General features: G+C 60.7%; 20 protein-coding genes. 7 read left to right on the forward strand and 13 right to left on the reverse strand.

From position 1 onward, the window contains the following. The first annotated feature begins 281 nt into the window (after positions 1-281). The 3 genes from ACR0NA_RS06460 (at position 282) to cobT (ending at position 4415) form a co-directional block, all read left to right on the forward strand. Positions 282-908, forward strand: a complete 627-nt coding sequence (locus ACR0NA_RS06460) for a dioxygenase family protein (protein ID WP_480727176.1) — start codon at positions 282-284, stop codon at positions 906-908. Positions 909-1118: 210 nt separating this feature from the next. Then, entirely contained in the window at positions 1119-2105 is a 987-nt protein-coding gene (cobS, locus tag ACR0NA_RS06465) for a cobaltochelatase subunit CobS (protein WP_170650740.1), read from the forward strand. A 432-nt stretch (positions 2106-2537) separates the two neighbouring features. Further along, positions 2538-4415, forward strand: coding sequence for a cobaltochelatase subunit CobT (cobT, locus tag ACR0NA_RS06470; RefSeq protein WP_170650742.1), 1878 nt, complete (start codon positions 2538-2540; stop codon positions 4413-4415). Here the strand turns inward: cobT and ACR0NA_RS06475 are convergent. Beyond that, on the reverse strand, positions 4412-4570 hold the full coding sequence (locus ACR0NA_RS06475) for a hypothetical protein (RefSeq protein WP_170650743.1): 159 nt from the start codon (positions 4568-4570) through the stop codon (positions 4412-4414). The two genes, cobT and ACR0NA_RS06475, sit on opposite strands and share 4 nt — an antisense overlap. A 139-nt stretch (positions 4571-4709) precedes the next feature. On the opposite strand from ACR0NA_RS06475, the gene ACR0NA_RS06480 reads away from it, so the two are divergent. The 4 genes from ACR0NA_RS06480 (at position 4710) to ACR0NA_RS06495 (ending at position 9369) form a co-directional block, all read left to right on the forward strand. Further along, positions 4710-5876: an alpha/beta hydrolase gene (locus ACR0NA_RS06480; protein ID WP_480727180.1), complete on the forward strand. Its 1167-nt coding sequence runs from the start codon at positions 4710-4712 to the stop codon at positions 5874-5876. Between the two features lie 72 nt (positions 5877-5948). After that, the gene (locus ACR0NA_RS06485; protein WP_480727182.1) at positions 5949-7739 is read left to right on the forward strand and encodes an aminopeptidase P family protein; all 1791 of its coding nucleotides are present in this window, start codon (positions 5949-5951) and stop codon (positions 7737-7739) included. 62 nt (positions 7740-7801) lie between these two features. After that, a complete protein-coding gene (locus ACR0NA_RS06490; protein ID WP_480727184.1) occupies positions 7802-8146 on the forward strand; it encodes a DUF427 domain-containing protein in 345 nt (114 codons plus the stop codon). A 347-nt stretch (positions 8147-8493) separates the two neighbouring features. Next, positions 8494-9369 carry a LysR substrate-binding domain-containing protein gene (locus ACR0NA_RS06495; protein WP_480727186.1) on the forward strand — a complete coding sequence of 292 codons (876 nt, stop codon included), beginning with the start codon at positions 8494-8496 and terminating at the stop codon, positions 9367-9369. A 39-nt stretch (positions 9370-9408) separates the two neighbouring features. On the opposite strand, the gene ACR0NA_RS06500 is transcribed toward ACR0NA_RS06495, so the two are convergent. From ACR0NA_RS06500 to ACR0NA_RS06555, 12 genes are all read right to left on the reverse strand, one after another. Then, the gene (locus ACR0NA_RS06500; RefSeq protein ID WP_170650748.1) at positions 9409-9711 is read right to left on the reverse strand and encodes an SH3 domain-containing protein; all 303 of its coding nucleotides are present in this window, start codon (positions 9709-9711) and stop codon (positions 9409-9411) included. A gap of 142 nt (positions 9712-9853) precedes the next feature. Then, positions 9854-11539 carry a chloride channel protein gene (locus ACR0NA_RS06505; protein WP_480727188.1) on the reverse strand — a complete coding sequence of 562 codons (1686 nt, stop codon included), beginning with the start codon at positions 11537-11539 and terminating at the stop codon, positions 9854-9856. Positions 11540-11641: 102 nt separating this feature from the next. Beyond that, positions 11642-13291, reverse strand: a complete 1650-nt coding sequence (gene recN / locus ACR0NA_RS06510) for a DNA repair protein RecN (protein WP_480727190.1) — start codon at positions 13289-13291, stop codon at positions 11642-11644. Between the two features lie 35 nt (positions 13292-13326). Continuing rightward, positions 13327-14184 carry an outer membrane protein assembly factor BamD gene (locus tag ACR0NA_RS06515; RefSeq protein ID WP_170650751.1) on the reverse strand — a complete coding sequence of 286 codons (858 nt, stop codon included), beginning with the start codon at positions 14182-14184 and terminating at the stop codon, positions 13327-13329. A 127-nt stretch (positions 14185-14311) separates the two neighbouring features. Next, a complete protein-coding gene (gene lpxC / locus ACR0NA_RS06520) occupies positions 14312-15232 on the reverse strand; it encodes a UDP-3-O-acyl-N-acetylglucosamine deacetylase (protein WP_480448880.1) in 921 nt (306 codons plus the stop codon). 212 nt (positions 15233-15444) lie between these two features. Next, positions 15445-17064 (reverse strand): cell division protein FtsZ, encoded by a 1620-nt coding sequence (ftsZ, locus tag ACR0NA_RS06525; RefSeq protein WP_480727192.1) that lies wholly within the window; start codon positions 17062-17064, stop codon positions 15445-15447. 346 nt (positions 17065-17410) lie between these two features. Continuing rightward, on the reverse strand, positions 17411-17791 hold the full coding sequence (locus ACR0NA_RS06530) for a hypothetical protein (RefSeq protein WP_480727194.1): 381 nt from the start codon (positions 17789-17791) through the stop codon (positions 17411-17413). Between the two features lie 31 nt (positions 17792-17822). Beyond that, on the reverse strand, positions 17823-19157 hold the full coding sequence (gene ftsA, locus ACR0NA_RS06535) for a cell division protein FtsA (RefSeq protein WP_170650755.1): 1335 nt from the start codon (positions 19155-19157) through the stop codon (positions 17823-17825). A 7-nt stretch (positions 19158-19164) separates the two neighbouring features. After that, entirely contained in the window at positions 19165-20169 is a 1005-nt protein-coding gene (locus ACR0NA_RS06540; protein ID WP_480727198.1) for a cell division protein FtsQ/DivIB, read from the reverse strand. Then, positions 20157-21077, reverse strand: coding sequence for a D-alanine--D-alanine ligase (locus ACR0NA_RS06545; RefSeq protein WP_480727200.1), 921 nt, complete (start codon positions 21075-21077; stop codon positions 20157-20159). The genes ACR0NA_RS06540 and ACR0NA_RS06545 overlap by 13 nt, the downstream gene beginning before the upstream one ends. Before the next feature lie 106 nt (positions 21078-21183). Next, positions 21184-22110 (reverse strand): UDP-N-acetylmuramate dehydrogenase, encoded by a 927-nt coding sequence (gene murB, locus ACR0NA_RS06550; RefSeq protein ID WP_480727203.1) that lies wholly within the window; start codon positions 22108-22110, stop codon positions 21184-21186. Further along, positions 22107-22400, reverse strand: a complete 294-nt coding sequence (locus ACR0NA_RS06555; RefSeq protein WP_480727206.1) for a hypothetical protein — start codon at positions 22398-22400, stop codon at positions 22107-22109. Before ACR0NA_RS06555 ends, murB begins: the two co-directional genes overlap by 4 nt. Positions 22401-22419 lie beyond the last annotated feature (19 nt).

A 22419-nucleotide genomic window follows, 5' to 3' on the forward strand; every position in this document is an offset into this window, starting at 1 on the left:
AAATACGGCCTCAGGCCAAGCGCCAAAGCGCGCGTGAGGCTGAGACCGCCGCCAGTATAACCTGAAATCACACGGTGTTTGTTAAGTTTGGTGAAAAGCCGGACTTAGGTCTTTTGACGAATGGCGGCACTGAGCCGTTGTTTATCAATACCTCAAGGCGATCAGAATCTATCGAGCCGGGTCGGAGATTCATTGAGACTGGTACACTCTGAGCTAGTTGTAACACTCGTTGGACATAACATGTGGGAGAGGGTCCCTCATGGGCTCGAAGGGAGCAGATTATGACGACACCAAAGAATTCACGCCGCAGCTTGCTTGCTGGAATTGCAGGTCTGGTCGGAAGTAGCACCCTGGCAGGCAAGGCTGCTGCCGCTGCCCTGACCCCACGCGCCGCAGAAGGGCCGTTCTATCCAAAACCCAACATGCGAATGCCTGATATCGACAATGACCTTGTGAAAATTGCAGGTCAGGTTGAGAAAGCTGGCGGCGAAATATTTATGCTGCGTGGCACCATCGTGGATCGCAACGGGCGACCGTCCGTCGGATACCGTATCGAGATCTGGCAATGTGACGTGAACGGCAAGTATCTGCATCCGGGCGATAATCGCGCCGTTCCATATGACCGCGCCTTTCAGGGTTTTGGACACGATATTACGGACGAGGCAGGTAGCTACGTGTTTCGCACGATTAAACCGGTGATCTATCCGGGACGCACCCCGCACATTCACGTAAAGGTATTTGACGGTAATCGCGAGGTTCTGACCACCCAGTTCTACATCAAGGATGATCCAAACAACGCGCGCGACGGGCTGTTCAATCGCATGTCTGACGTAGAAGCCGATACGGTATCGATGGATTTTGTTAAGGGCGGCACCGGTCTCGAAGCGACCGTTAACATCGTGATTTAAGAGCCGCATTTTCCGGATGAATTTGGCCTTGATTGTGCGTGTGGTGAGATCCTGCGGCAACGTATGGCGCGTCCGTCAATAGGGCCAGTTTCAAAGAAACGTCTTGTCACGTGGCGGCGCACGCGGCTTTCCCTTGCCCTTACCCGCAATATGTTGCACCACACACGGGTTCAAACCCGGCAACCGGGGCAAAGGATAAGGACGAGGCGAATGGCTGACGGATCGATCGACATCAACGCAAAACCCACCGAAGAGATCTCGGTTCGTGACGTGTTCGGAATCGACACCGACATGGCCGTCAAAGGCTTTGCCGAGGCCAGCGACCGCGTACCGGCGATCGACCACACCTATAAGTTCGACCCCGAAACCACGCTGGCGATTCTGGCAGGCTTTGCCCATAACCGCCGGGTGATGATTCAGGGCTATCACGGCACCGGTAAATCGACCCATATCGAACAGGTCGCCGCCCGACTGAACTGGCCCGCCGTGCGCGTCAATCTGGACAGCCATATCAGCCGGATCGACCTGATCGGCAAGGACGCGATCAAACTGCGCGATGGCAAGCAGGTTACCGAATTCCACGAAGGAATCCTGCCTTGGGCGCTGCGCAACCCCGTCGCCATCGTGTTCGACGAATATGACGCGGGCCGCGCGGATGTGATGTTCGTGATCCAGCGTGTGCTGGAACATGACGGCAAGCTGACCCTTCTGGACCAGAACGAGATCATCACGCCGAACCCCAACTTCCGCCTGTTCGCCACCGCCAACACCGTGGGCCTGGGCGACACCACCGGGCTGTATCACGGCACGCAACAGATCAACCAGGCGCAGATGGACCGCTGGTCGCTGGTCTCGACGCTGAACTACCTGAGCCACGATGCCGAAACGATGATCGTTCTGTCCAAGGCGCCGCATTACAACACCGAGAAGGGCCGCAAGCAGGTCAGCCAGATGGTCACCGTCGCCGACCTGACCCGGACCGCCTTTATGAACGGCGACCTGTCCACGGTGATGAGCCCGCGGACCGTGATCAACTGGGCCCAGAACGCCGAGATTTTCCGCGATGTGGGCTATGCCTTCCGCCTGTCCTTCCTGAACAAGTGCGACGAACTTGAGCGCCAGACAGTGGCCGAGTTCTACCAGCGTTGTTTCGACGAGGAACTGCCGGAGAGCGCCGCGAGCGCGAGCCTTGGTTAAGGCAAGCATCACCTCTGCGCTCATTGCGACCGCATGCGCTGGCTGTACACCGGTCAGATTTGATAACCGTTACCCAAATGCCTATTTAGAAGAGGACTTCATATCTTCTCATGACGGCGGAGACCCGTTCGGCGCTCTTAGTTGTGGGTCAGTTTTTCACTATTGGGCAGCCTACAATAGCAAGAACGGTCTCCAATCCACAAATGAAACCAAAGCGTCAAATGCGTTTCACATGTTACTCGCAAAAATGAACTATCGTTCTGGATGGAAAGACCTACAAAGCCTGCGGAAACGACCTGTATCCAGCGAGGAGCTTGAGCAGTTTGGCCCTCGTGAGGATACTGTAACTGGTCGGATCTCGCACTCACTTTTTGACAAGTGCAAGAGACTGGCTTCAAGATACCCAGAAACGCAAAACCTAGCAGTTTTTAAATGAGCAAACCAAACGACAACCCCGCCGATCCGTTCAAAAAGGCTTTGGCCGAGGCCACCAAGGTGATGGCCGACGATCCTGAACTGTCGGTGAGCTATACGGTCGATCCGTCGGGCGTGTCGGGGGACTCGATGCGGCTGCCTCAGGTCAGCCGCCGGATGACGCGCGAAGAGGTTCTGCTGGCGCGGGGCACTGCGGATGCGCTGGCGTTGCAGCGCAAATACCACGACGATGCGACACACGCGCGCTATGCGCCGCCGGGCGACATGGCCCGCGATCTGTATGAGGCGATGGAAACCGCGCGGTGCGAGGCGATGGGTGCGCGGGATATGCCCGGTACGGCCAGCAACATCGACGTCAAGATCAGCCATGAGGCCATCCGGCGCGGCTACGACCAGTGCAAGCAACCAGCGGATACGCCCCTGCCGGTGGCGGCGGGTTATCTGATCCGGCATCTGGCCACGGGGCGCGATTTGCCGCCTGCGGCCGAGAATGTCATGAACCTGTGGCGCGGCTTTATCGAGGAACAGGCCGGCGGCGTGCTGGAGAACCTTGATGAGGTACTCTCGGACCAGGCCGAATTCGCCAAGTTTGCGCGGCAGATGATCAAGGATCTGGGGTACGGCGATCAGCTGGGCGAAGACCCGGATGAGCTGGACGAAGATCAGGAAGATCAGGCCGAGGACGATGCCGAGGAGCAGCCCGATCCCGACAGCACCGGGCAGGACGATCAGGACGAACAGGACGCCGACGCCAATCCTGAACAGACGCAGGAAGAACAGCAGGATCAATCTCAGGCACAGGTCTCGATGGACGAGATGGCCGAGGATGAGATGGGCGATGAGGCCGAGATGCCCGATGGCGAAGCGCCATTGGAGCCGCCTGCTCCGCCACCTGCATCCGACGCCGATCCGGATTACAAGGTTTACCTGAACACCAATGACGAAGAGATTGCCGCCGAGGATCTGGCAGAACCCGCCGAGCTGGAGCGGCTGCGCGCCTATCTGGATCAGCAGCTTGAGCCGCTAAAAGGCGCGGTCAGCCGTCTGGCCAACAAGTTGCAGCGCCGCCTGCAGGCACAGCAGAACCGCAGCTGGGAATTTGACCGCGAGGAAGGCATTCTGGATGCCGGACGTCTGGCGCGGGTGGTGGCGAACCCGACCACTCCGCTGAGCTTCAAGGTCGAGAAGGATACCGAGTTCCGCGATACAGTGGTGACGCTGCTGCTGGACAACTCGGGTTCAATGCGCGGGCGTCCGATTTCGATTGCGGCGATCTGTGCCGATGTTCTTGCGCGGACGCTGGAGCGCTGCAACGTGAAGGTCGAGATTCTGGGCTTTACCACCCGCGCTTGGAAAGGCGGGCTGGCGCGCGAGGCGTGGCTGAACGATGGCCGCCCGCAGCAGCCCGGCCGTCTGAACGATCTGCGCCACATCATCTACAAGGGTGCGGATGCGCCATGGCGGCGCGCCCGGCCCAATCTGGGTCTGATGATGAAAGAGGGCCTGTTGAAGGAAAACATCGACGGCGAGGCGCTGGAATGGGCGCATCGCCGGATGCTGGCACGGCGCGAGGCGCGCAAGATTCTGATGGTGATCTCGGATGGGGCGCCGGTCGATGATTCAACTCTCAGCGTTAACCCCGCGAATTATCTGGAAAAACACCTGCGTGACGTGATCGCGATGGTCGAACGACGCAAGATGGTCGAACTGCTGGCCATCGGCATCGGTCACGACGTGACACGGTATTACGACCGCGCTGTGACGATCACGGATGTGGAACAGCTGGCGGGTGCGATGACCGAGCAACTGGCGGCCCTGTTCGACAGCGACCCGCGTGCGCGGGCCCGGGTCATGGGGATGAAGCGGGCGAGTTAAACCCGTTGACCCCGCCCGGTCGGGCGGAATAGCATCCTCAGCAACCCGCCCCACATGATCGGTCCGGTACCTTTTCCGATTCGGGCGAGGTTTACGTTGTGCCTGTGCCTAACGGCGGTGTGGCGCAGCAATGCGGTGTCGAAGGGCGGCATCATTGGTATCTCCTGTCCGTTGCATCCAATCTGGCAACAGCGTCGCGCCCTCGCTTGAAGACCATCCTGAGAAATCCCCGAGAAACCTTTGGGAAAGCCATTGAACCTTGTGGCCCCAATCGAAACGGAGTGTATTCGGCCCATGCGCTATGAGTTTGCAGATTGTGTTCTGGACGTGGAGCGGCACGTGCTGCTGCGCGATGGTCAGCCCGTTCCGGTTGAGCCGCAGGTCTTTGATCTGCTGGAACTGCTTGCTGAAAGTCCTGGAAAACTGGTCGCGCGCGAGGAAATCATCGCGCGTGTCTGGAACGGGCGTTTTGTCTCGGAATCGACGATCAGTGCGCGGATCGCTGCGGCCCGCAAGGCTGTAGGCGATGATGGCAAGGCACAGCGGATCATACGGACGATTGTGCGGCGTGGTCTGCAGATGGCGGCGGAAGTGAGTTGTGAAAGCAAACCGGCCCTGCGCAAAGACCGGCGGACCCAGCACTTGAAATATGCGCGAGGGCATAATGGCCAGGCTATTGCTTACACGGTGTCGGGAGAGGGTCCCCCAGTGCTGCGCGTGGGATCGATCGTTTATGATCTGGAAGCAGAATGGCGCTTACCGTCAGAACGCGCATACGTCGAAGCGATGGAATCGAAGTTCACTCTGCTGCGCTACAACAAACGACATCAGACGAATTGGGGTGATCCCAGGTTCGTAAACTATGACGGCGTGACAGAGGACATTCTGGCGGTCTCGCACGCCGCAGGATTTGACCGTTTTGCAATCGTCGCAGAGTTTGGTGGCGTATTTTCAGCCTTGCGATTTGCCGTCAAATTTCCAGAACGGGTTAGCCGTCTCGCCATTGTCGGCGGCTGGGCAGAAGGACGCGACCATCGTGATGGTGTCGAGGGGTCGGATTCGATCCGTAACCTAATCATCGAAGGATGGCAGGATCCGGGCAGTGGCTATGCGGTCGGGTCTCTGCTGAGTTATTTTCCTGAAGGCCCACTTGAAACAGTGCGCGAGATCGTGGACGAGTTGCAGACACTCTACTCGGTGGAAGAACAGCTGTATCAGCGTGACAGCGGCAACACGGCTTCGGTTTTACACTTGCTGCCGCAGATCCAATGCCCGACGCTGGTTTTGCATGGTCGCAACAGTGCTGTTCATCCCTTATCTGAAGCGCGCAAGCTGGCTGCGGGAATTCCTGAGGCTTCACTGGCCATTCTTGAGACGGCAAATCACATCCCCTTGCCCGGAAACGAAGTTTACGACACCTATATTCAAACATTACAGGCGTTTCTGGCCGGGGAAACGTGACCCGACACGTATGGACATTTGGGGCGCGTCACCGCACTTTTCGCCCCGACAGGACACAAGCAAGGGGCCATCATGTTCCAGACTTTCGACGTAACCGCTCGCCCGGAACAGGGTCCTCCCCGGCTGGCCGCATTGCGCGCCGAGATGGCGCAGGAGGGGTTGGACGGGTTTCTGATCCCGCGGGCGGATGCGCATCAGGGGGAATATGTTGCGCCGCGGGATGATCGCCTGGCGTGGCTGACCGGTTTTACGGGGTCAGCAGGATTTTGCGTGGCGCTGGCGGATGTTGCGGGCGTGTTCATCGACGGTCGCTATCGCACGCAGGTCAAGGCGCAGGTCGCAAAGGATTACACGCCGGTTCCCTGGCCGGATGTAAGCCTGACCGCGTGGCTGAAAGAACAATTGCCTGATGGTGGGCGCGTTGGCTTTGATCCGTGGTTGCATCCGGCGGGGCAGATCAAAAGCGCGCTCAAGGAACTAAAGGGCAGCGGCATCGAACTGGTGCGCTGTGACAATCTGGTGGACCGTATCTGGAAAGATCAGCCCCCTGCCCCGATGAACCCGGTCACTGCCCATCCGATTGAATTTGCCGGTGAAAGCGCCGAGAGCAAAATCAGCAGGCTGGCCGAGGACCTGCACGAGGCTGGATGCAGCGCTGCAGTAATCACCCTGCCGGATTCGATCATGTGGCTGCTGAACATTCGCGGATCGGACATCGCCCGCAATCCGGTCGCGCATGGCTTTGCCATTCTGCACAGCGATGGCCGGGTCGATCTGTTCATGGCGGCTGAAAAACTGGCCGGGCTTGGGGATCATCTGGGGCAGCGGGTCGCGCAGCACTCTGTCGATGTGTTTCTGGATGCGGTCGGCAGGCTGGAGGGGCAGGTTCAGGTCGATCCGGGCTCGGTCCCGCAGGTGGTGGCGGATGTGCTTGGCGAACGGATGGTTGATGGCGGTGATCCCTGCGCACTGCCCAAAGCCTGCAAGAACGAGGCCGAGATCGCGGGCAGTGCCGAAGCGCATCTGCGTGACGCGGTGGCAGTGGTGGAACTGCTGTGCTGGCTGGATGGGCAGGCACCGGGCAGCATCACCGAGACGCAGGTGGTGACCCGGCTAGAGGAATACCGCCGCCGGGACAACGCGCTGCAGGAAATCTCGTTCGATACGATTGCCGGGACGGGGCCGAACGGCGCGATCATGCATTATCGGGTGACCGAGGAAACGGACAGCCGGCTGAAGGACGGGCATTTGCTGGTTCTGGACAGTGGCGGTCAGTATCTGGATGGCACCACCGACATCACCCGCACCATCGCCATCGGTGAAGTCGGGGAAGAAGAGCGGACCTGTTTCACCCGTGTCCTCAAGGGCATGATCGCCATGTCAATGCTGCGCTGGCCTGTCGGGTTGGCGGGGCGCGACATCGAATGCGTGGCGCGGGTGCCGTTGTGGCAGGCCGGGCAGGATTTCAACCACGGGGTCGGCCATGGCGTCGGCGCCTATCTGAGCGTCCATGAAGGCCCGCAGCGCCTGTCGCGGGTCAGCCATGTGCCGCTTGAACCGGGCATGATCCTGTCGAACGAGCCGGGATATTACCGCGAAGGGGCGTTTGGCATCCGCATCGAGAATCTGGTGGTCGTCGAAGAGGCCCCGACCCTGCCCGGCGGCGACGATGAACGGGCGATGCTGCGCTGGCGCACGCTGACCTTTGCCCCCATCGACCGCCGCCTGATCGCTGTCGATATGCTGACGCGCGAGGAACGCGACTGGTTGAACGCATATCATCGCGACGTCGCGGAAAAAGTCGGTCCAAGGCTGGGCACTGACGCGAGACTGTGGTTGGATGCCGCAACTGAGCCGGTGTGACACCGGTCTGTTACATAATAAGGGCTAAGGAGAGGCCCTGAAACGACGAGGGAGGAGTGGGAATGTCCGATCACATCACGATCCGCAAAGCATCCGGCAAATGGAGCGTCCGTTCAGGCGGTGCAATTCTGGGCGAAACGACCGCCGCGCTGGAACTGCTCGAAGGGGATCTGGATCCGGTGATCTATTTCCCGCGCGCGGACATCGCGATGGCCTTTCTGGACCGTACCGACAAGGTGACCCACTGCCCGCACAAGGGGGATGCGACGCATTTCTCGATCGTCAACAAATCCTCCACCACTGAAAATGCGGTTTGGAGCTATGAAGAGCCGATCCCCGCTGTGGCCGAGATCAAGGGCTATCTGGCGTTTTACACCGGGGATTCGGTGAAAGTGGAACAGCTGTAGCCGCGCGCTCCGGCGCCACGCATTTTCGGCATTCAGGTGTTTCCGGCGCGTAGCCGGAAAAACGCGGTAAGTCTTTCGATCAGAGCGGCAGTTCTGTCCGGCCACCCGTTCGGGGGTGTGGCTTGTTTGCGCTCGGCCGTCTGTCTTTGAAACTGTCTGAAGTTTTCCCGATCCCGATCGGTTGGCCGCCCGTCGGGTGCGTATTGCGCACAAGCCCGGAGAAGGTCGGGTGATGTATGCTGTAACATGTCGGATATCCTTCCAGGTGATATATTCACAAGAAATAGCAATTTCGCGGCCATCATGCTAAGCAACTAATATTCTCAGATGATATCTGGAGTATCATATTGAATATCGACTGGAGAGCTTTGCCATCGCTGTCTTCGCTGCGCGCATTTGAACTGACGGCGCGCGGTGGCAACTTTGCCTCGGCGGCCAGAGAGCTGAACGTCACCCATGCAGCGATTGCGCAAAGGGTGCGGTCGCTGGAGGCTGAGCTTGGGGTAGCGCTGGTTCGGCGTTCGGGGCGAAGCGTTGCATTGACCGATGCGGGCACGCAGCTTGCCGGGCACCTTTCCGAAGGTTTCGGGACGATTGCGTCGGGGGTTCAGGAACTGCGCCAGGATCAGAGCAAACAGCCGGTTCAGATCGCTGCGACGGTTTTTATCTCACAAGCCGTGATCCTGCCCCGGCTGGTCGGATTCTGGCAGTTGCACCCGAACATTCACGTCTCGATCCTGCCCTCGCAAGAGGTCGTGGACATAACCGCGATGGGATTTGATCTGGCCATTCGTGCAACCCCCGACGAGCCCGACTGGCCCGGATTGAATGCCGAACCCCTGCTTGAATGCGAGGTGATCGCAGTGGGCGCGCCGTCGATGGTTAACGAGGACATGCCGCCGCTGGATCAGCTGCCGTGGATCTGGTCAGAGGGAGTCGATTATGAAGAAAAGGCGATGCAGGACCTTGGTCTGGACACCAAAAAGCTGAGGAATGTCGATCTGGGCGTTCCGTTCCTGCAACTTTCGCTGGCGCGGCAGGGATTGGGAATCCTGTTTGCGACCGAAATTCTGGTTCGCGACGATCTGGCATCGGGTGAACTGTGCCGGGTTCCCGTGCCGCCCTCCTGCAATGTCACCTACTATGCCGTAACCCCCACAGGTCCGGTACGCCCGCAGGCCGCCACGTTCATCAAGTGGCTGAAGGCAGAGCTGCGCGGTTAGGTTGGCCGCCGCGATGCTGCGCGGTTCGGGGAAGCGGCCTCAGAGTTTTTGCAGATAGTGCCACGACACGTAGCCCTTGAGCGCCCGTGTTTCCCTGAGCGACACTTTGCACCATTCGTTGCTGCCGATCTGCTGGCATTCGTGCAGCTTGAGAACTGCGCCGTTGGGCAGGCCGACAATGACCCTGTACCCGGTTCCCGGCCCCGAGCGCAGTTTGAGCATGTCACCGTCTTCGACGCCGACGACCTCATAAAATCCACTGGGGCCCGCTTGTGCCTGATCGGTGCCCGCAACCGCCCAGAATGCTGCTGCCGCGAACATGGTAAAGACGATTTTTGGCATCGTTCTCTCCTGCTATCTGCCTCAGGCACAGCTTATCGCGCTTTGTGTCTGATTTGAATCGGAATGCGCATCGGGCAGTTGCAGATTGTTGCACTGGCCACAGCCATCGCGCACCGGCGGTCCGGTTCGCAATCAGGCATTGTTACGAATGCTCCTCGGCCGCTGTGGCCGCCAGTGCCCGGTTGTAAGCCTTGAGCGCGTCGATGTGATAGAGCGCACCCACGGGCGTCTCCGATCCATCCTCTTCAACGATGACGACAGGGATGCAGGGGATGTCATCGCGATCGAAATAGGGCATCGCAGCCTCAAGCGTGGCGCTGGCCTGAACACAAAGCCCCTGTTCGATCAGTTCCAGCGCCTGTTCCTTGTCAATCGAGCGCGCATCGCCCAGCGGCCGCATCACGGCACCGGCGCGCATCATCGCCAGCAAATAGGCCTGCGGACCGGCGGCAAGGTGAACGTGACGGCGTTCAAGCTGGGTCAGGAAGAAGGACCGGTCCACCAGGCGCGAGGCAAGGGCGGTGGACATCGAAACCGAGACCATCACCGCCAGCCCGATTTGCCAGTCGCCGGTCAGTTCAAAGACGATCAGCGTGGTTGAGATCGGGGCGCCCAGAACCGCTGCGGCAACGGCGCCCATTCCGGCAAAGGCGTAAAGTGTATGGGTGCCGGACACATCCGGCAGCAGACCCGTGGCGATCAGGCCAAAGGCCAGACCGGTCAGCGCACCGATCATCAGCGACGGAGAAAACACGCCGCCCCCCATGCGGCCGCCCATGGTGATGGCCAAGGCCACCGTTTTTATGGCGGCATAGAGGATCGCCGTGGACAGCAGCAGATCACCGCTGAGGGCGCGGGTCGTGGTTTCATACCCCACGCCGATAATATGCGGAAACCAGATGGCCAGCAGGCCCAGCATCGCGCCGGAAACCGCCGGGCGCAGCCAGCGCGGCAGGGACAGGCGATTCTGAATGTGGGTGCCGATATCCTCGGCAAAAAAGATCGACCGCATCAGCAAAAGCGAGACCAGACCGCAGATCAGGCCCAGCAGCAGAAAGGCAGGCAATTCGACGTAGAACTGCAGCGACCCCGGCGTGTTGAGAGTGAATTCGGTGACATCGCCGTATTCCAGTCGGTTGATCACCGTACCCGCGACCGAGGCGATCACGATGGGCGCAAAGGCGTGTACTGCAAAGTGGCGCAGCACAACTTCGAGCGCAAAAAGCGCCCCGGCGATCGGGGCGTTGAAGCTGGCGGAAACAGCCGCTGCGACGGCGCAGCCCAGCAGGTCGCGCCCGGTGATGCCGTCGGCGTTGATCCTCTGGCTGACCCATGTCGAGATTACGCCCGCCATATGGACCACCGGACCTTCTCGCCCCGTGGACCCGCCTGAACTGAGCGTGATGAGCGAGGCGAACATCGAGGCGATACCCGCCTTTGTCTCAACCCGGCCGTCCGTCAGGGCCGCGCCTTCGATCACATCCGCGACCGAGCGCACGCGCCCGTCATCGGTAAACCGGTGCAGGATGAACCCGACCACAAGTCCGCCGACAATCGGGATGATAAGCACCCAGAACCAATGCAGGCTGGAGGCAAAGGTGTGCAGGAACAGGATATCTTCGGTGCCATAGATCCGGGCCTGAAGCGCCGCGATGCCCTTGCGGAACAACAGGGCGGCAAATCCGGCCGCAATACCGATGGCAAGGGCGATGAACCAGAACTGGATCTGGCTGGGTCCACGGCGACGCATAACCCGCCACGCATCCTTGAGCGCCGCGATGGCCTGAGAAAGCTGGTTGCGTAATACGGTTCGGGTTGACTGGGTCATCTGGCCACTTGGGTCATGTCCTGACCATTAGTAAGCCACGCGCAGAGCATAGAAAAGTCGGTTCACGACACTGTGCCCCAAGCGTTGCGGCAAGATCGCGGATCAGGCGTCCAGCAAAGCGCGGGCGGCGGCGCGGGCTTCGTCGGTGATCGTATCGCCCGCGACCATACGCGCAATTTCGTCCACCCGCTCGTCCGAGGATAGCGGGATCACCGATGACAGTGTTTGCCCGTCGGCCACCATCTTTTGCACGCGCCAATGATGGGACGCGCGGGCGGCGACCTGCGGCGAGTGGGTGACAACCAGCACCTGACCGCCCTGCGCCAGCGACGCCAGACGCCGCCCGACGGCATCAGCGGTCGCACCGCCGACACCGCGGTCAATTTCGTCAAAGATCATCGTGCGCCCGCTGTCATCGCCACTGAGGCAGACCTTGAGCGCCAGCAGAAAGCGGCTGAGTTCACCACCCGAGGCGATTTTGCTTAGCGGACCGGCGGGAGCGCCGGGATTGGTGGCGACCGTGAAGGCTACCATGTCGTGCCCGTCGGGCCCCGGTTCGGACGGGGTGATGTGGGTCTCGAACACCGCGCGTTCCATCTTGAGCGGGGCAAGCTCGGCCATGACGGCCTGATCCAGCTTTCCGGCTGCTTTGCGCCGCGCGTTGCTGAGGATGGTGGCAGCGGCCTCATAATCCGCTTCGGCAGCGGCCAGTTCGGCGCGCTGATCCGCCAGATCGGATTCGCCTGCGTCGAGTTGTTTCAGCCGTTGGCCCAAAGTTTCGGCAAAATTGCCCAGATCATCGGGAGCCACGTCATGTTTGCGGGCCAGTGCGCGGATGGCGAACAGGCGCTCTTCGGCGGCTTCCAGTTCGGCGGGATTGAAATCCAGCGCCTCAAGGCAGGCGTTGACGCCATCCTGCGCCTCGCCCAGTTCGATAAGAGCGCGTCCAAGGGCGGCAATCGGCTCTTCCAGCTGGCCGCCTGCGTTGTCGGACACCCCTTCAAGCCAGCGCACCGCGTCGCCCATCGCCCCCTCGGCGCCTTCTGCCCCCAACAAAGCAAAGGCGCGGGCCACGTCATCGCGGATGCGCTCGGCCCCCTGCATCATACGGCGGCGGGCGTCGAGGTCGGCATCCTCGCCCGGTTGCGGATCAAGCTTGTCCAGCTCGGCCACGGCGTGGCGCAGGAAATCTTCCTCGGCGCGTACGGCAGCCAGAGCGGTTTCGGTATCTGTTAGCGCCTTGCGCTTGCGCGACATGTCGGCCCATGCGGCGCGGGTCGCGGTCAGTTGGGCATCAACGTCTGCGTAGGCATCCAGAATCGCGCGATGTCCACGCGGATTCAGCAGGCCGCGGTCATCGTGCTGGCCGTGCAGTTCGATCAGGGTTTCGGACAGCGCCCGCAATACCTCGCCCGAACAGCGTCGGTCGTTGACCCAAGCCGTCTTTCGCCCGTCCGAAGTGTTGACCCGGCGCAGGATCAACTCCTCACCACCGGGCAATCCGGCCTCGTCCAGAATCGCGTGGGCAGCATGGCCCGGGGACAGTTCGAACTCGGCCACCACCTCGCCCTGCGAGGCCCCCTGCCGGACCAGTTCGGCACGACCGCGCCAGCCCAGAACGAATCCCAGCGAATCCAGCAGGATGGATTTGCCCGCGCCGGTTTCACCGGTCAGCACGTTCAGCCCCGGCTGGAACGAAAGCTCCATCCGGTCGATGATCAGCATATCGCGGATATCAAGGGCGCGCAGCATCGGGTGTCACCGTCCGAGGCCAGTTCGCATCGCGCTTACAACCACTGGCCCTTGATCGACTGGCGGTAAATCTGGCTGAGCCAGTTGTCGCCACGGTCCTTGAGTTCCAGCCCACGCGACGTCAGCAGTTTGTAGCTGCTGTCATACCATTCGGACGACTGGTAGTTGTAACCCAGAATAGCCCCCGCCGATTGCGCCTCTTCTACCAGGCCGAGGGACAAATACGCCTCGACCAGACGGTGCAGCGCCTCGGCTGTGTGAGAGGTGGTCTGGAAATCCTCAACCACGACGCGGAAACGGTTGATCGCGGCGGTATAGTGTTTCTTGCGCAGGTAGTAGCGCCCGATCTCCATCTCTTTACCGGCCAGATGGTCGAAGGCCAGATCGAATTTCAGGATCGCGGATGTTGCGTATTCGCTGTCGGGATAAACCTCGATCACCGTGCGCAGCGCCTGCAGCGCCTGGAAGGTCAGGCCCTGGTCGCGCCCGACCTCGTCAATCTGGTCATAATAGCTGAGCGCCAGAAGATACTGGGCATAGGCCGCGTCCTCATCCGTCGGATAGAAGTCGATGTAGCGCTGCGCGGCACCCCGGCTTTCTTCGTAGTTCTTGTCGGAGTGATAGGAAAACGCCTGCATGATCAGGGCGCGCTTGGCCCAGTCGGAATAGGGATACAGACGCTCAACCTCGGAAAAATACCACGCGGCGTTGTCCGCGTTGCTTTGCGACAGCTCGTATTCGCCACGGGTGAAAATCTGTTCAGGCGTGTAGCCTTCGAGGTTCTGATTCCGGTCTACCCTGCTGCCACCGAACAGCCCGCCGCTGCACGCTGCCAAAGTGGCTGTCAGAAGAATCGCGCCCGCAAGCCTGACTGCCGCTTTGCTGCCAACCATACCGCCCATCCTTGTCGTCTTCTCTCGTGGGGTCGCCCCGGATTGGGCTTCGGTCTAGCACATAAAATTCCGGTGCAAAACGCCTTATCGGCATTGTGACCGAATTGCTGACCGAGTTCCGGTCAGATCAGGCAACTTCGGGAATTTCGTTCCAGATCAGCCCCTGCCCCGGCAGAAGCTCGGTCTGTTCCGGTGAACACAGGACCGGGCGCACAGCACCCGGCGTTTCAAACAGCTTGCGCAGCAGGGTGTTGGTCATCGAATGACCGGACTTTTCCCCGACGAAGTGGCCGAGAATCGGGCCGCCCGCCAGATAAAGATCACCCAGCGCGTCCAGCATCTTGTGGCGCACGGCTTCGTCCTTGTGGCGGAACCCGCCCGGCGTCAGCACAAGTTCGCCATCGACCACGACGGCGTTGTCCAGCGTACCGCCCAGGGCAAGACCATTTTCGCGCATCGCTTCAACATCCGAGCGCAGACAGAACGTGCGGCAATCGGAAAGTTCGCGGGCGAATGAGCCGTTGCGCATATCCAGCGTCATGGTCTGGCTGCCGATGGCCGCATCGTCAAAGTCGATGTGAAATTCGATTTCCAACCGGTCGGAGGGCCGGATCGAGGCGCGTGCGCCTTCGCGTTCCACAGTCACTTCCTTGAGGACTTCATACGCCAGAACCGGGCTGGCCTGACGGCGCACACCTTTGGCCATGATGCCACGGACAAAATCAACCGACGAGCCATCCATGATCGGAACTTCGGGGCCGTCGATCTCGATCAGGGCGTTGTGGACGCCACATCCGGCGAGCGCGGCCATGATATGTTCGATGGTCGACACAGACACGCCCGCATCATTGACCAAACGGGTGCACAAAGGCGTCCGCTCGACGATGTCATAGATGGCGGGGATCATCGCATTGCCAAGCTCAATATCCGTGCGCTTGAACCAGATTCCGTGGCCGGCAGCAGCCGGGTGCAGAACCATGGTTGCGGGTTTACCGCTGTGCAGTCCAATGCCTTTGAACGCGACCGGAGCTTTGAGCGTATGTTGCAATGTGGGCCTCTGTGAGCAGTGTCCGGCCTCTGCGGGCCGTGTTGGCACTGAGTTAAGCGAGAGACAGTCAAGGCTCAATTCACTCTTTGTAACCGAATGAAACATGTATGTAACAGATCGGCAAATCCCTGCTTACCAGCACTTAATGAACTGATTTTAAAAAGAAAAGGGCCGCCATTTGGCAGCCCCATCTGTTCAGTTTGTTACCGCTGTCAGTTGGCCTGACGCCGCAAGAAGGCCGGAATTTCGATCCGGTCTTGCTCGGGGTCGGAGTCATCCTGAGCGGGTGCCGTAGCGTCATGTTGGCGCAGTGTCGGCTGCTGACGAACGGGTTGTGCCGGTGTGTCGGAGGCGTGTCCGGTCATCCGGTCGATCAAGCGGTTGAACCCGAAACGCGGACGTTCGTGGTGTTCTTGCTGCGGTTGAACCTGCTGTTCCTGCGGCTGTTGGGCCGGGCGTTGCTGACGGGCCGAAGGCACGTTCTGAACCGCGGCCTGCAGGCGCTGCAATGCCTCGGGCGACGGGTTGCCGGGCGCTCTTGGGGCCACGTAGCTTTCCGGTGCCTGCTCGGCAACGGTTTGCTGCGGCTCGTACTCGTCGCGCTGCGGCTGATAGGCTGGCGGCGGCAGACCGTCGTCATCCATGTCCGCACCGGCTTGTGACGGTTCGAACATCGCGTCCTCGCGCACGGGTTCATCGACCGTTTCAAACAGCGAAGGCTCGCGGCTGACTTCGGGCTCGGGCGTGGGTTCCGACATTTCAGCCGCAACAGGTGCCTGTTCCTCGACCGGCTGTTCAGCAGAAACGGTACGGGTCAGCGGCGCCGACATCGAGCGGCGCGCAACCGGTGCATCGGACTGAACGTCGGTGGCATCAATACCGGTTGCAACAACCGAAACGCGCATGCCGCCTTCCATGTCGGTGTCCAGTGTCGAGCCCACGATGATGTTGGCGTCTGGATCGACCTCTTCGCGGATGCGGTTGGCTGCTTCGTCCAGCTCGAACAGGGTCAGGTCGTGTGAGCCCGTGATGTTGATCAGAACGCCCTTGGCACCCTTGAGGCTGATTTCATCCAGCAGCGGGTTGGCGATGGCCTTTTCTGCGGCCTGAATGGCGCGATCTTCGCCGGTCGCTTCACCGGTGCCCATCATCGCCTTGCCCATCTCGTCCATCACCGCGCGGACGTCGGCAAAGTCGAGGTTGATCAGGCCCGGACGCACCATCAGGTCGGTCACGCCTTTGACACCCTGATGCAGAACATCGTCCGCCATCGAGAACGCCTCGGTAAAGGTGGTTTTTTCGTTGGCCAGGCGGAACAGGTTCTGGTTGGGAATGATGATCAGCGTGTCGACGACCTTTTGCAGCGCATCAACGCCATCCTCGGCCTGACGCATCCGCTTGGCGCCTTCAAACTGGAAAGGCTTGGTGACGACACCCACGGTCAGCACACCAAGTTCACGCGCGGCCTGCGCAATGATCGGCGCCGCACCGGTGCCGGTGCCGCCGCCCATACCGGCGGTAATAAAGCACATGTGCGCGCCCGCCAGGTGGTCAACGATCTGTTCGATGCTTTCTTCGGCGGCGCTGGCGCCAACCGAGGGGCGCGCACCCGCGCCCAGCCCTTCGGTCACCTTCACACCAAGCTGCACCCGCGATTGCGAGCGGCTTTGCTGAAGCGCCTGAGCGTCGGTGTTGGCGACCACAAAATCGACGCCATCAAGTTGTTTCTCAATCATGTTGTTGACAGCGTTGCCACCTGCACCGCCAACGCCAAAAACCGTAATCCGAGGCTTCAATTCATCGTGCCCGGGCATCGAAAGATTCAATGTCATGCTCTGTCCGCCTGTTTTTATGATCCCGCAAATGCGGTCTTTTTCTTGCCTATCCACAGGTGATTCTACATTTCCAATTGGCAAACGTCACGTCAAAAATCGCGGAATTCCACAAAATGTGGAGAAATCATGGCGCAAACCAGCAGTATTTCGCAAACATCGCCAGATGTTGCGGAAAAAACCCATTAAACCACAAGGCAACAACACCGGATGCGCAGCCAGAACCTTGCGGCGCACATCTGAACTTACATATTTTCGGCGTAGGCGACTGCTCGTCCTGCCGATGACCTCTGTTGGGCCTTGTCGATATTTTGCGGGATAAATCCTTGCATCGCAACCTGATTCTTCAACTCAGAGGGGCATTCGGACAGGAAATCGTCTCGGTCGTGATTGACCGGACTTCCTGTGTCTCGGCCCCGATGAGAATACTCGACCGCACCATCAACTGATCCCCGTTCAGAAACGGCCACCAGCACACCGGCAATCCGTCGACATCGTTATCGTACAGAAAACAAATCTGCCCGTGGCGGGTGCTGATCTGACCATAGACGCATTGCTCTCCGGGCCGTTTCCAGACTGAAAGTGACCGGTTGAGAAACTGTTCCTTGCCCACAAGCTCGCCCGAACTCACCTCGTGAAAGCTCAGCGTCTTTCCAACAGCTGCGTCCAGGAAATCATCGGGCGTGATAAGTGTTTGAGGTTCGGCCGGCGTTGCGAGCAACGCCATACCGAGCACCGCAACGCCCCGAAGCGTCATTTTACCAGTTGTCCTTGAACCACTTCACCGCGCGGCGCAGCGACCGGGACGGGTAATTGTCGACCGGAATCTCGAAATCCCACCATTCGTCCTGAGGGTGTGCGGCGAACAGGCTGAGACCAACCGCCGAGGAAAAGCCCGGTCCAGTGGCCGATTGTGGCAGGCCGTGCACGCGCAGGGGACGACCCAGGCGCACGCGCTGGCCAAGGATACGGCTGGCCATACCGTCCAGCCCCATGATCTGGCTGCCACCCCCGGTAAGCACGATCTGCTGTGTTGGCATATGCTCAAAGCCCGCTGCGTCCAGACGCACGCGCACCTCTTCCAGAATCTCTTCGACGCGCGGGCGCATGATGCCGATCAGCTCGGCCCGGCTGACGGTGCGCCGGTCGTGTTCCCAGTCGCCGGTTTCGCCGCCGATATCGATCAACTCGCGGTCATCGGCGCCGGTAGCGTGCACCCCGCCGTTGAAAGTCTTGATCCGTTCGGCCACGGCGGCGGGTACGCCCAACCCCATGGAAATGTCGGCGGTGACGTGATCGCCGCCCATGCGCACACAGTCGGCATAGATCATGTGTTTCTTCATGAAGATCGACACGCTGGTGGTGCCACCACCCATGTCGATACAGGCCGCGCCCAGTTCCTGCTCATCCTCGACCAGTGCGGAAATGCCCGACACATAGGCGGAATTGGCGATCCCGGCGAGTTCAAGATCACAACGCTTGATACAATGGACGATATTCTGGATCGCGATCGCATCGACGGTCAGCATGTGCATGTCAACGGCCAGAGACTGCCCCAGCTGTCCACGCGGATCGATTAGGCCCGAGCGGTTGTCGAGCGCAAAATTCACCGGCTGGGCATGCAAAACCTCGCGCCCTGCCCCATAGTCCGGCACATCGCAGGCGTTGAGAACGCGCCCGATCTCGGCCTCGGTCACCAGCTGGCCTTCCAGATCCACCTGCGCATCCAGACCGTATGAACGCGGGTTCGCACCGGCAAAGCAGGCAATGACGTGATCGACGCGGATCTCGGCCATCTTTTGCGCGGCCTGCAGGGCAGTGCGAATGGCGCGTTCGGTTTCCTGCATGGCGGTCACTTCGCCAAACTGAACCCCACGGGAACGGGTTGTGGCCGCGCCGATGACCCGGAAACCGGTCTGCCCGGCCATCGAGCCGATCGAGTTGTCCTCGCTCAGCCGTCCGGTGCCGTCGAAGCGCAGAACGAGGCAGGAAATCTTGGAGCTGCCAACATCCAGAATGGCGACGACGCCCCGCTGCATGGCCTGCCTGCGCATCTGCCGCATTGCGCGCTGGGACTGATAAAGATCGGTCATCATCGTATTACTGCCCGTTACCCACTGTCACTTTTGTATTCCACCAGTCTTCGCTGGCGGCTTTGCTCATTCTTATTGTTGGACGCGATCCGAGCCGCATATCCACCACGGCCACGTCGCGTTCCAGAAGATCCTGCACCTCGCTGACCGCCAGCACACGTTCCAGTGCGCGCACCGGGCGTTCGGTGGGCAGCATGATGCGCTGGCCGCGATCCAGAACCAGATCCCAGCGCCGCTCGCCAATACGCACGAGGCCACGGACCCGCCCGCCAAGACTGCGCGCGGTTTTCAGAAGCTCCAGCGCCTCGGGCACATGATCGTCGGCACCCTTACCCGCAATCAGGGGCAGGTTGGCGTGGTTGGCGCGGGACGCCACCTCATCCACATGCGCGCCGGTTTCGTCCAGCAGTTCGATCCCGTCGCGGTTACGCCAGACTATAACCGGCTGACGTTCGACCACATTGACCTGCAGGATGCCGCCCGGGCGGATGCGGACGGTTGCAGATTTGACTGGATCGAGGCCGGTGATGACATCGCGGATTTGCTCGACATCCAGATCGAAGGAACTGATCGGAAAGTCCAACGGCACCACTTCACGGATATCCTCGGACAGGCCGGTCCCGGCCCCGTCGATGGCCATCAGGTTGACCATGAATTCGGGCCGTTCCTGAAACGAGGTGCGAATGTCGGCCACAAAGGTGCTGACCGCGTCCCGCCGTTCCTGGGAGGAGAAGTAGAGCCCGCCAATGGCCAGCGAAATACAAATCGGAATACCGATGCGCAGACCCATACGGATGCCGGGGGTCAGCATCCAGCGCTGGTATCTGTAGCTGAGGCGGGATGGCGCCGGGTCGGCCTTGCGCGCCGCGCGGCCAAACCGCTTGCCACCCTTCAGCTGCAGCTTGGGATCGGAATTTTCGTCGGCAGCGCCGGTTTCAAAGGCCGCGTCCGGTCCGGACAGGGCCTTGGACCGGTGAATCACCGGTGCGCGGGTAGCGGTCAGCGGTCGCATGAGGCGTCCTCCACCATCCAGGCGCAAAGCTGGCCGAACGTGATCCCCACATGCTCGCCCTGTTCGGGCACGAGTGACGTCGGTGTCATGCCGGGCTGGGTGTTGGTTTCCAGCAGAAACAGACCGGCAGCGCCCTTGCTGTCATCCCAGCGGAAATCGGTGCGACTGACGCCCCGGCAGCCCAGAACATTGTGGGCGCGCAAGGCATAGTCCATGCACAGATCAAAGATCTCGGACGGGATTTCGGCGGGCAGCACATGCCACGAGCCGCCGGGCTTGTATTTGGCGTCGTAGTCGTACCAGCCGTCGGTCATGATCTCGGTCACGGTCAGGGCGCGGTCGCCCATCACGGTCACGGTCAGTTCCCGCCCTGCCACATATTGTTCGACCATCACCTGATCCGGCATGTCATCAGCCAGCTTCGGCGGGCCATTTGCGCCTTCGTGCACCAGATAGATGCCGACGCTGGAGCCTTCGTTATTGGGTTTGACCACATAAGGGGCCGCCATCACGTGGTCGGCCATGACATCCGCCTTGGGGACGATCACGCTATCGGCGATAGGCAGGCCCGCAACACGAAACGCTTCTTTGCTGCGCTGCTTGTCCATGGCCAGCGCCGAGGCCAGCACGCCGGAATGCGTATAGGGAATGCCCATCCATTCAAGCAGACCCTGAACGCAGCCATCTTCGCCCCAGCGGCCATGCAGGGCGTTGAAAACCACGTCCGGTTTGATTTCCAGAAGGCGCGCGTGCAGGTCGGGACCAGCGTCCAGCTCGACCACTTCGATACCTTCTCCCCTGAGGGCGGTTGCGCATTCGCGCCCGCTGCTGAGAGACACCTCGCGCTCTGCCGAGGGTCCGCCCATCAATACCGCCACTTTGGGGCTTGTCCTGCTCGACCTACCCACGTTCGTGCGCCTCAATGTCCCCGGACCTTATGTGGTGGTCCGTACTGCGTTTATGCCTTTGATCCGCCGCCTGAATTTGCCTGTTTTTGGTCTGACGGTTGGGGCTTTATTCCTTCAGCGGATCACCGACCCGCATGATTTCCCACTCTAGCGTGATACCGCTTGTTTCGTAAACCTTTTTTCGCACCTCTTCGCCCAGCCCTTCGAGGTCGGCGGCAGTGGCGTCGCCAGTGTTGACGAGAAAGTTCGAATGCTTCTGACTCATCTGTGCACCACCCCGCATCGCGCCGCGCATTCCGGCGTCATCAATCACTTTCCACGCCTTGAGATCGTGCACGTCATCGTCCCGCCCCGTCGAGGAAAACCCGGCCGGATTGCGAAAGGTGGACCCGGCACTGCGGTCCTTGGTGGGCTGGGTTTCATCGCGCTTCTTTAGCTGGGCGTCCATGCGTGCGTGAAGCTCGGCGGGATCGCCGGACGGGCCCTTCAGCCTGGCCTCGACAAGCACCGCGCCCTGAGACAGGTCGGACTGGCGATAGCGGAAGTTCAGGTCCTCGGCGGTCAGTTCGACCACCTCTCCGTCACGGGTGACGATGGTGGCGGACTGGAACACATCCGCCGTGTAGCTGCCGTAGCAGCCCGCATTCATCCGCACCGCACCGCCGATGGAGCCGGGAATGGTGCGCAGGAATGTCAGGTCCACGCCCGCATCGGCCGCCTTGCGCGCCACATGCGCATCAAGCGCTGCTGCACCTGCGGTGACGGTATTGCCTTCGACCGAGATGCCGTTGAACCCGCGCCCCAGCCGGATCACCACGGCTCGCAGTCCGCCATCGCGGACGATGAGGTTCGAACCGACCCCCATGGGAAAAACCGCCACGTCCGAGGGGAGGTTGCGCAGAAACTCCTGCAGGTCCTCGCGGTCGGCGGGTTGAAACAGGTAGTCGGCAGGACCACCCACACGCAGCCAGGTGAGGTCGGATAAAGGGCGGTCGGGGGACAAACGCCCCCGTATGGACGGTATTTGGATCATAAGTCGGCGCGGGCCGCCACACTGCGCCCGCCGACGCCGCCCATGATGACCGCGAACAGGAAGGGCAGAACGCCGCCGGTCAGCCAGACAAAGGGGGCAAACGCGCGTTCTTCTTCACCGGTCCCGACCGTGGCCAGCATGACGATCAGCGCCAGCGCCACACAGGATGTCAGGCCAATCAGCCACAAAAGCCCACGCAGGCCGATCCAGCGTCCTGCTGCAAAACCGGCGATGGCCCCTAAAACAAATGCTGTAAGCGGCAGGTAGGCGAACGTTGCGATGTTCCCCATGGCGGACCTCCTGATCTGG

This window comes from Ruegeria sp. C11 (assembly GCF_056537725.1).

Coding starts and splice junctions, on each gene's coding strand:
- ACR0NA_RS06460 (WP_480727176.1), top strand. CDS start 282: ATGACGACACCAAAGAATTCACGCCGCAGCTTGCTTGCTGGAATTGCA.
- cobS (WP_170650740.1), top strand. CDS start 1,119: ATGGCTGACGGATCGATCGACATCAACGCAAAACCCACCGAAGAGATC.
- cobT (WP_170650742.1), top strand. CDS start 2,538: ATGAGCAAACCAAACGACAACCCCGCCGATCCGTTCAAAAAGGCTTTG.
- ACR0NA_RS06475 (WP_170650743.1), bottom strand. CDS start 4,570: ATGATGCCGCCCTTCGACACCGCATTGCTGCGCCACACCGCCGTTAGG.
- ACR0NA_RS06480 (WP_480727180.1), top strand. CDS start 4,710: ATGCGCTATGAGTTTGCAGATTGTGTTCTGGACGTGGAGCGGCACGTG.
- ACR0NA_RS06485 (WP_480727182.1), top strand. CDS start 5,949: ATGTTCCAGACTTTCGACGTAACCGCTCGCCCGGAACAGGGTCCTCCC.
- ACR0NA_RS06490 (WP_480727184.1), top strand. CDS start 7,802: ATGTCCGATCACATCACGATCCGCAAAGCATCCGGCAAATGGAGCGTC.
- ACR0NA_RS06500 (WP_170650748.1), bottom strand. CDS start 9,711: ATGCCAAAAATCGTCTTTACCATGTTCGCGGCAGCAGCATTCTGGGCG.
- ACR0NA_RS06505 (WP_480727188.1), bottom strand. CDS start 11,539: ATGACCCAGTCAACCCGAACCGTATTACGCAACCAGCTTTCTCAGGCC.
- recN (WP_480727190.1), bottom strand. CDS start 13,291: ATGCTGCGCGCCCTTGATATCCGCGATATGCTGATCATCGACCGGATG.
- ACR0NA_RS06515 (WP_170650751.1), bottom strand. CDS start 14,184: ATGGTTGGCAGCAAAGCGGCAGTCAGGCTTGCGGGCGCGATTCTTCTG.
- ftsZ (WP_480727192.1), bottom strand. CDS start 17,064: ATGACATTGAATCTTTCGATGCCCGGGCACGATGAATTGAAGCCTCGG.
- ACR0NA_RS06530 (WP_480727194.1), bottom strand. CDS start 17,791: ATGGCGTTGCTCGCAACGCCGGCCGAACCTCAAACACTTATCACGCCC.
- ftsA (WP_170650755.1), bottom strand. CDS start 19,157: ATGACCGATCTTTATCAGTCCCAGCGCGCAATGCGGCAGATGCGCAGG.
- ACR0NA_RS06540 (WP_480727198.1), bottom strand. CDS start 20,169: ATGCGACCGCTGACCGCTACCCGCGCACCGGTGATTCACCGGTCCAAG.
- murB (WP_480727203.1), bottom strand. CDS start 22,110: ATGATCCAAATACCGTCCATACGGGGGCGTTTGTCCCCCGACCGCCCT.
- ACR0NA_RS06555 (WP_480727206.1), bottom strand. CDS start 22,400: ATGGGGAACATCGCAACGTTCGCCTACCTGCCGCTTACAGCATTTGTT.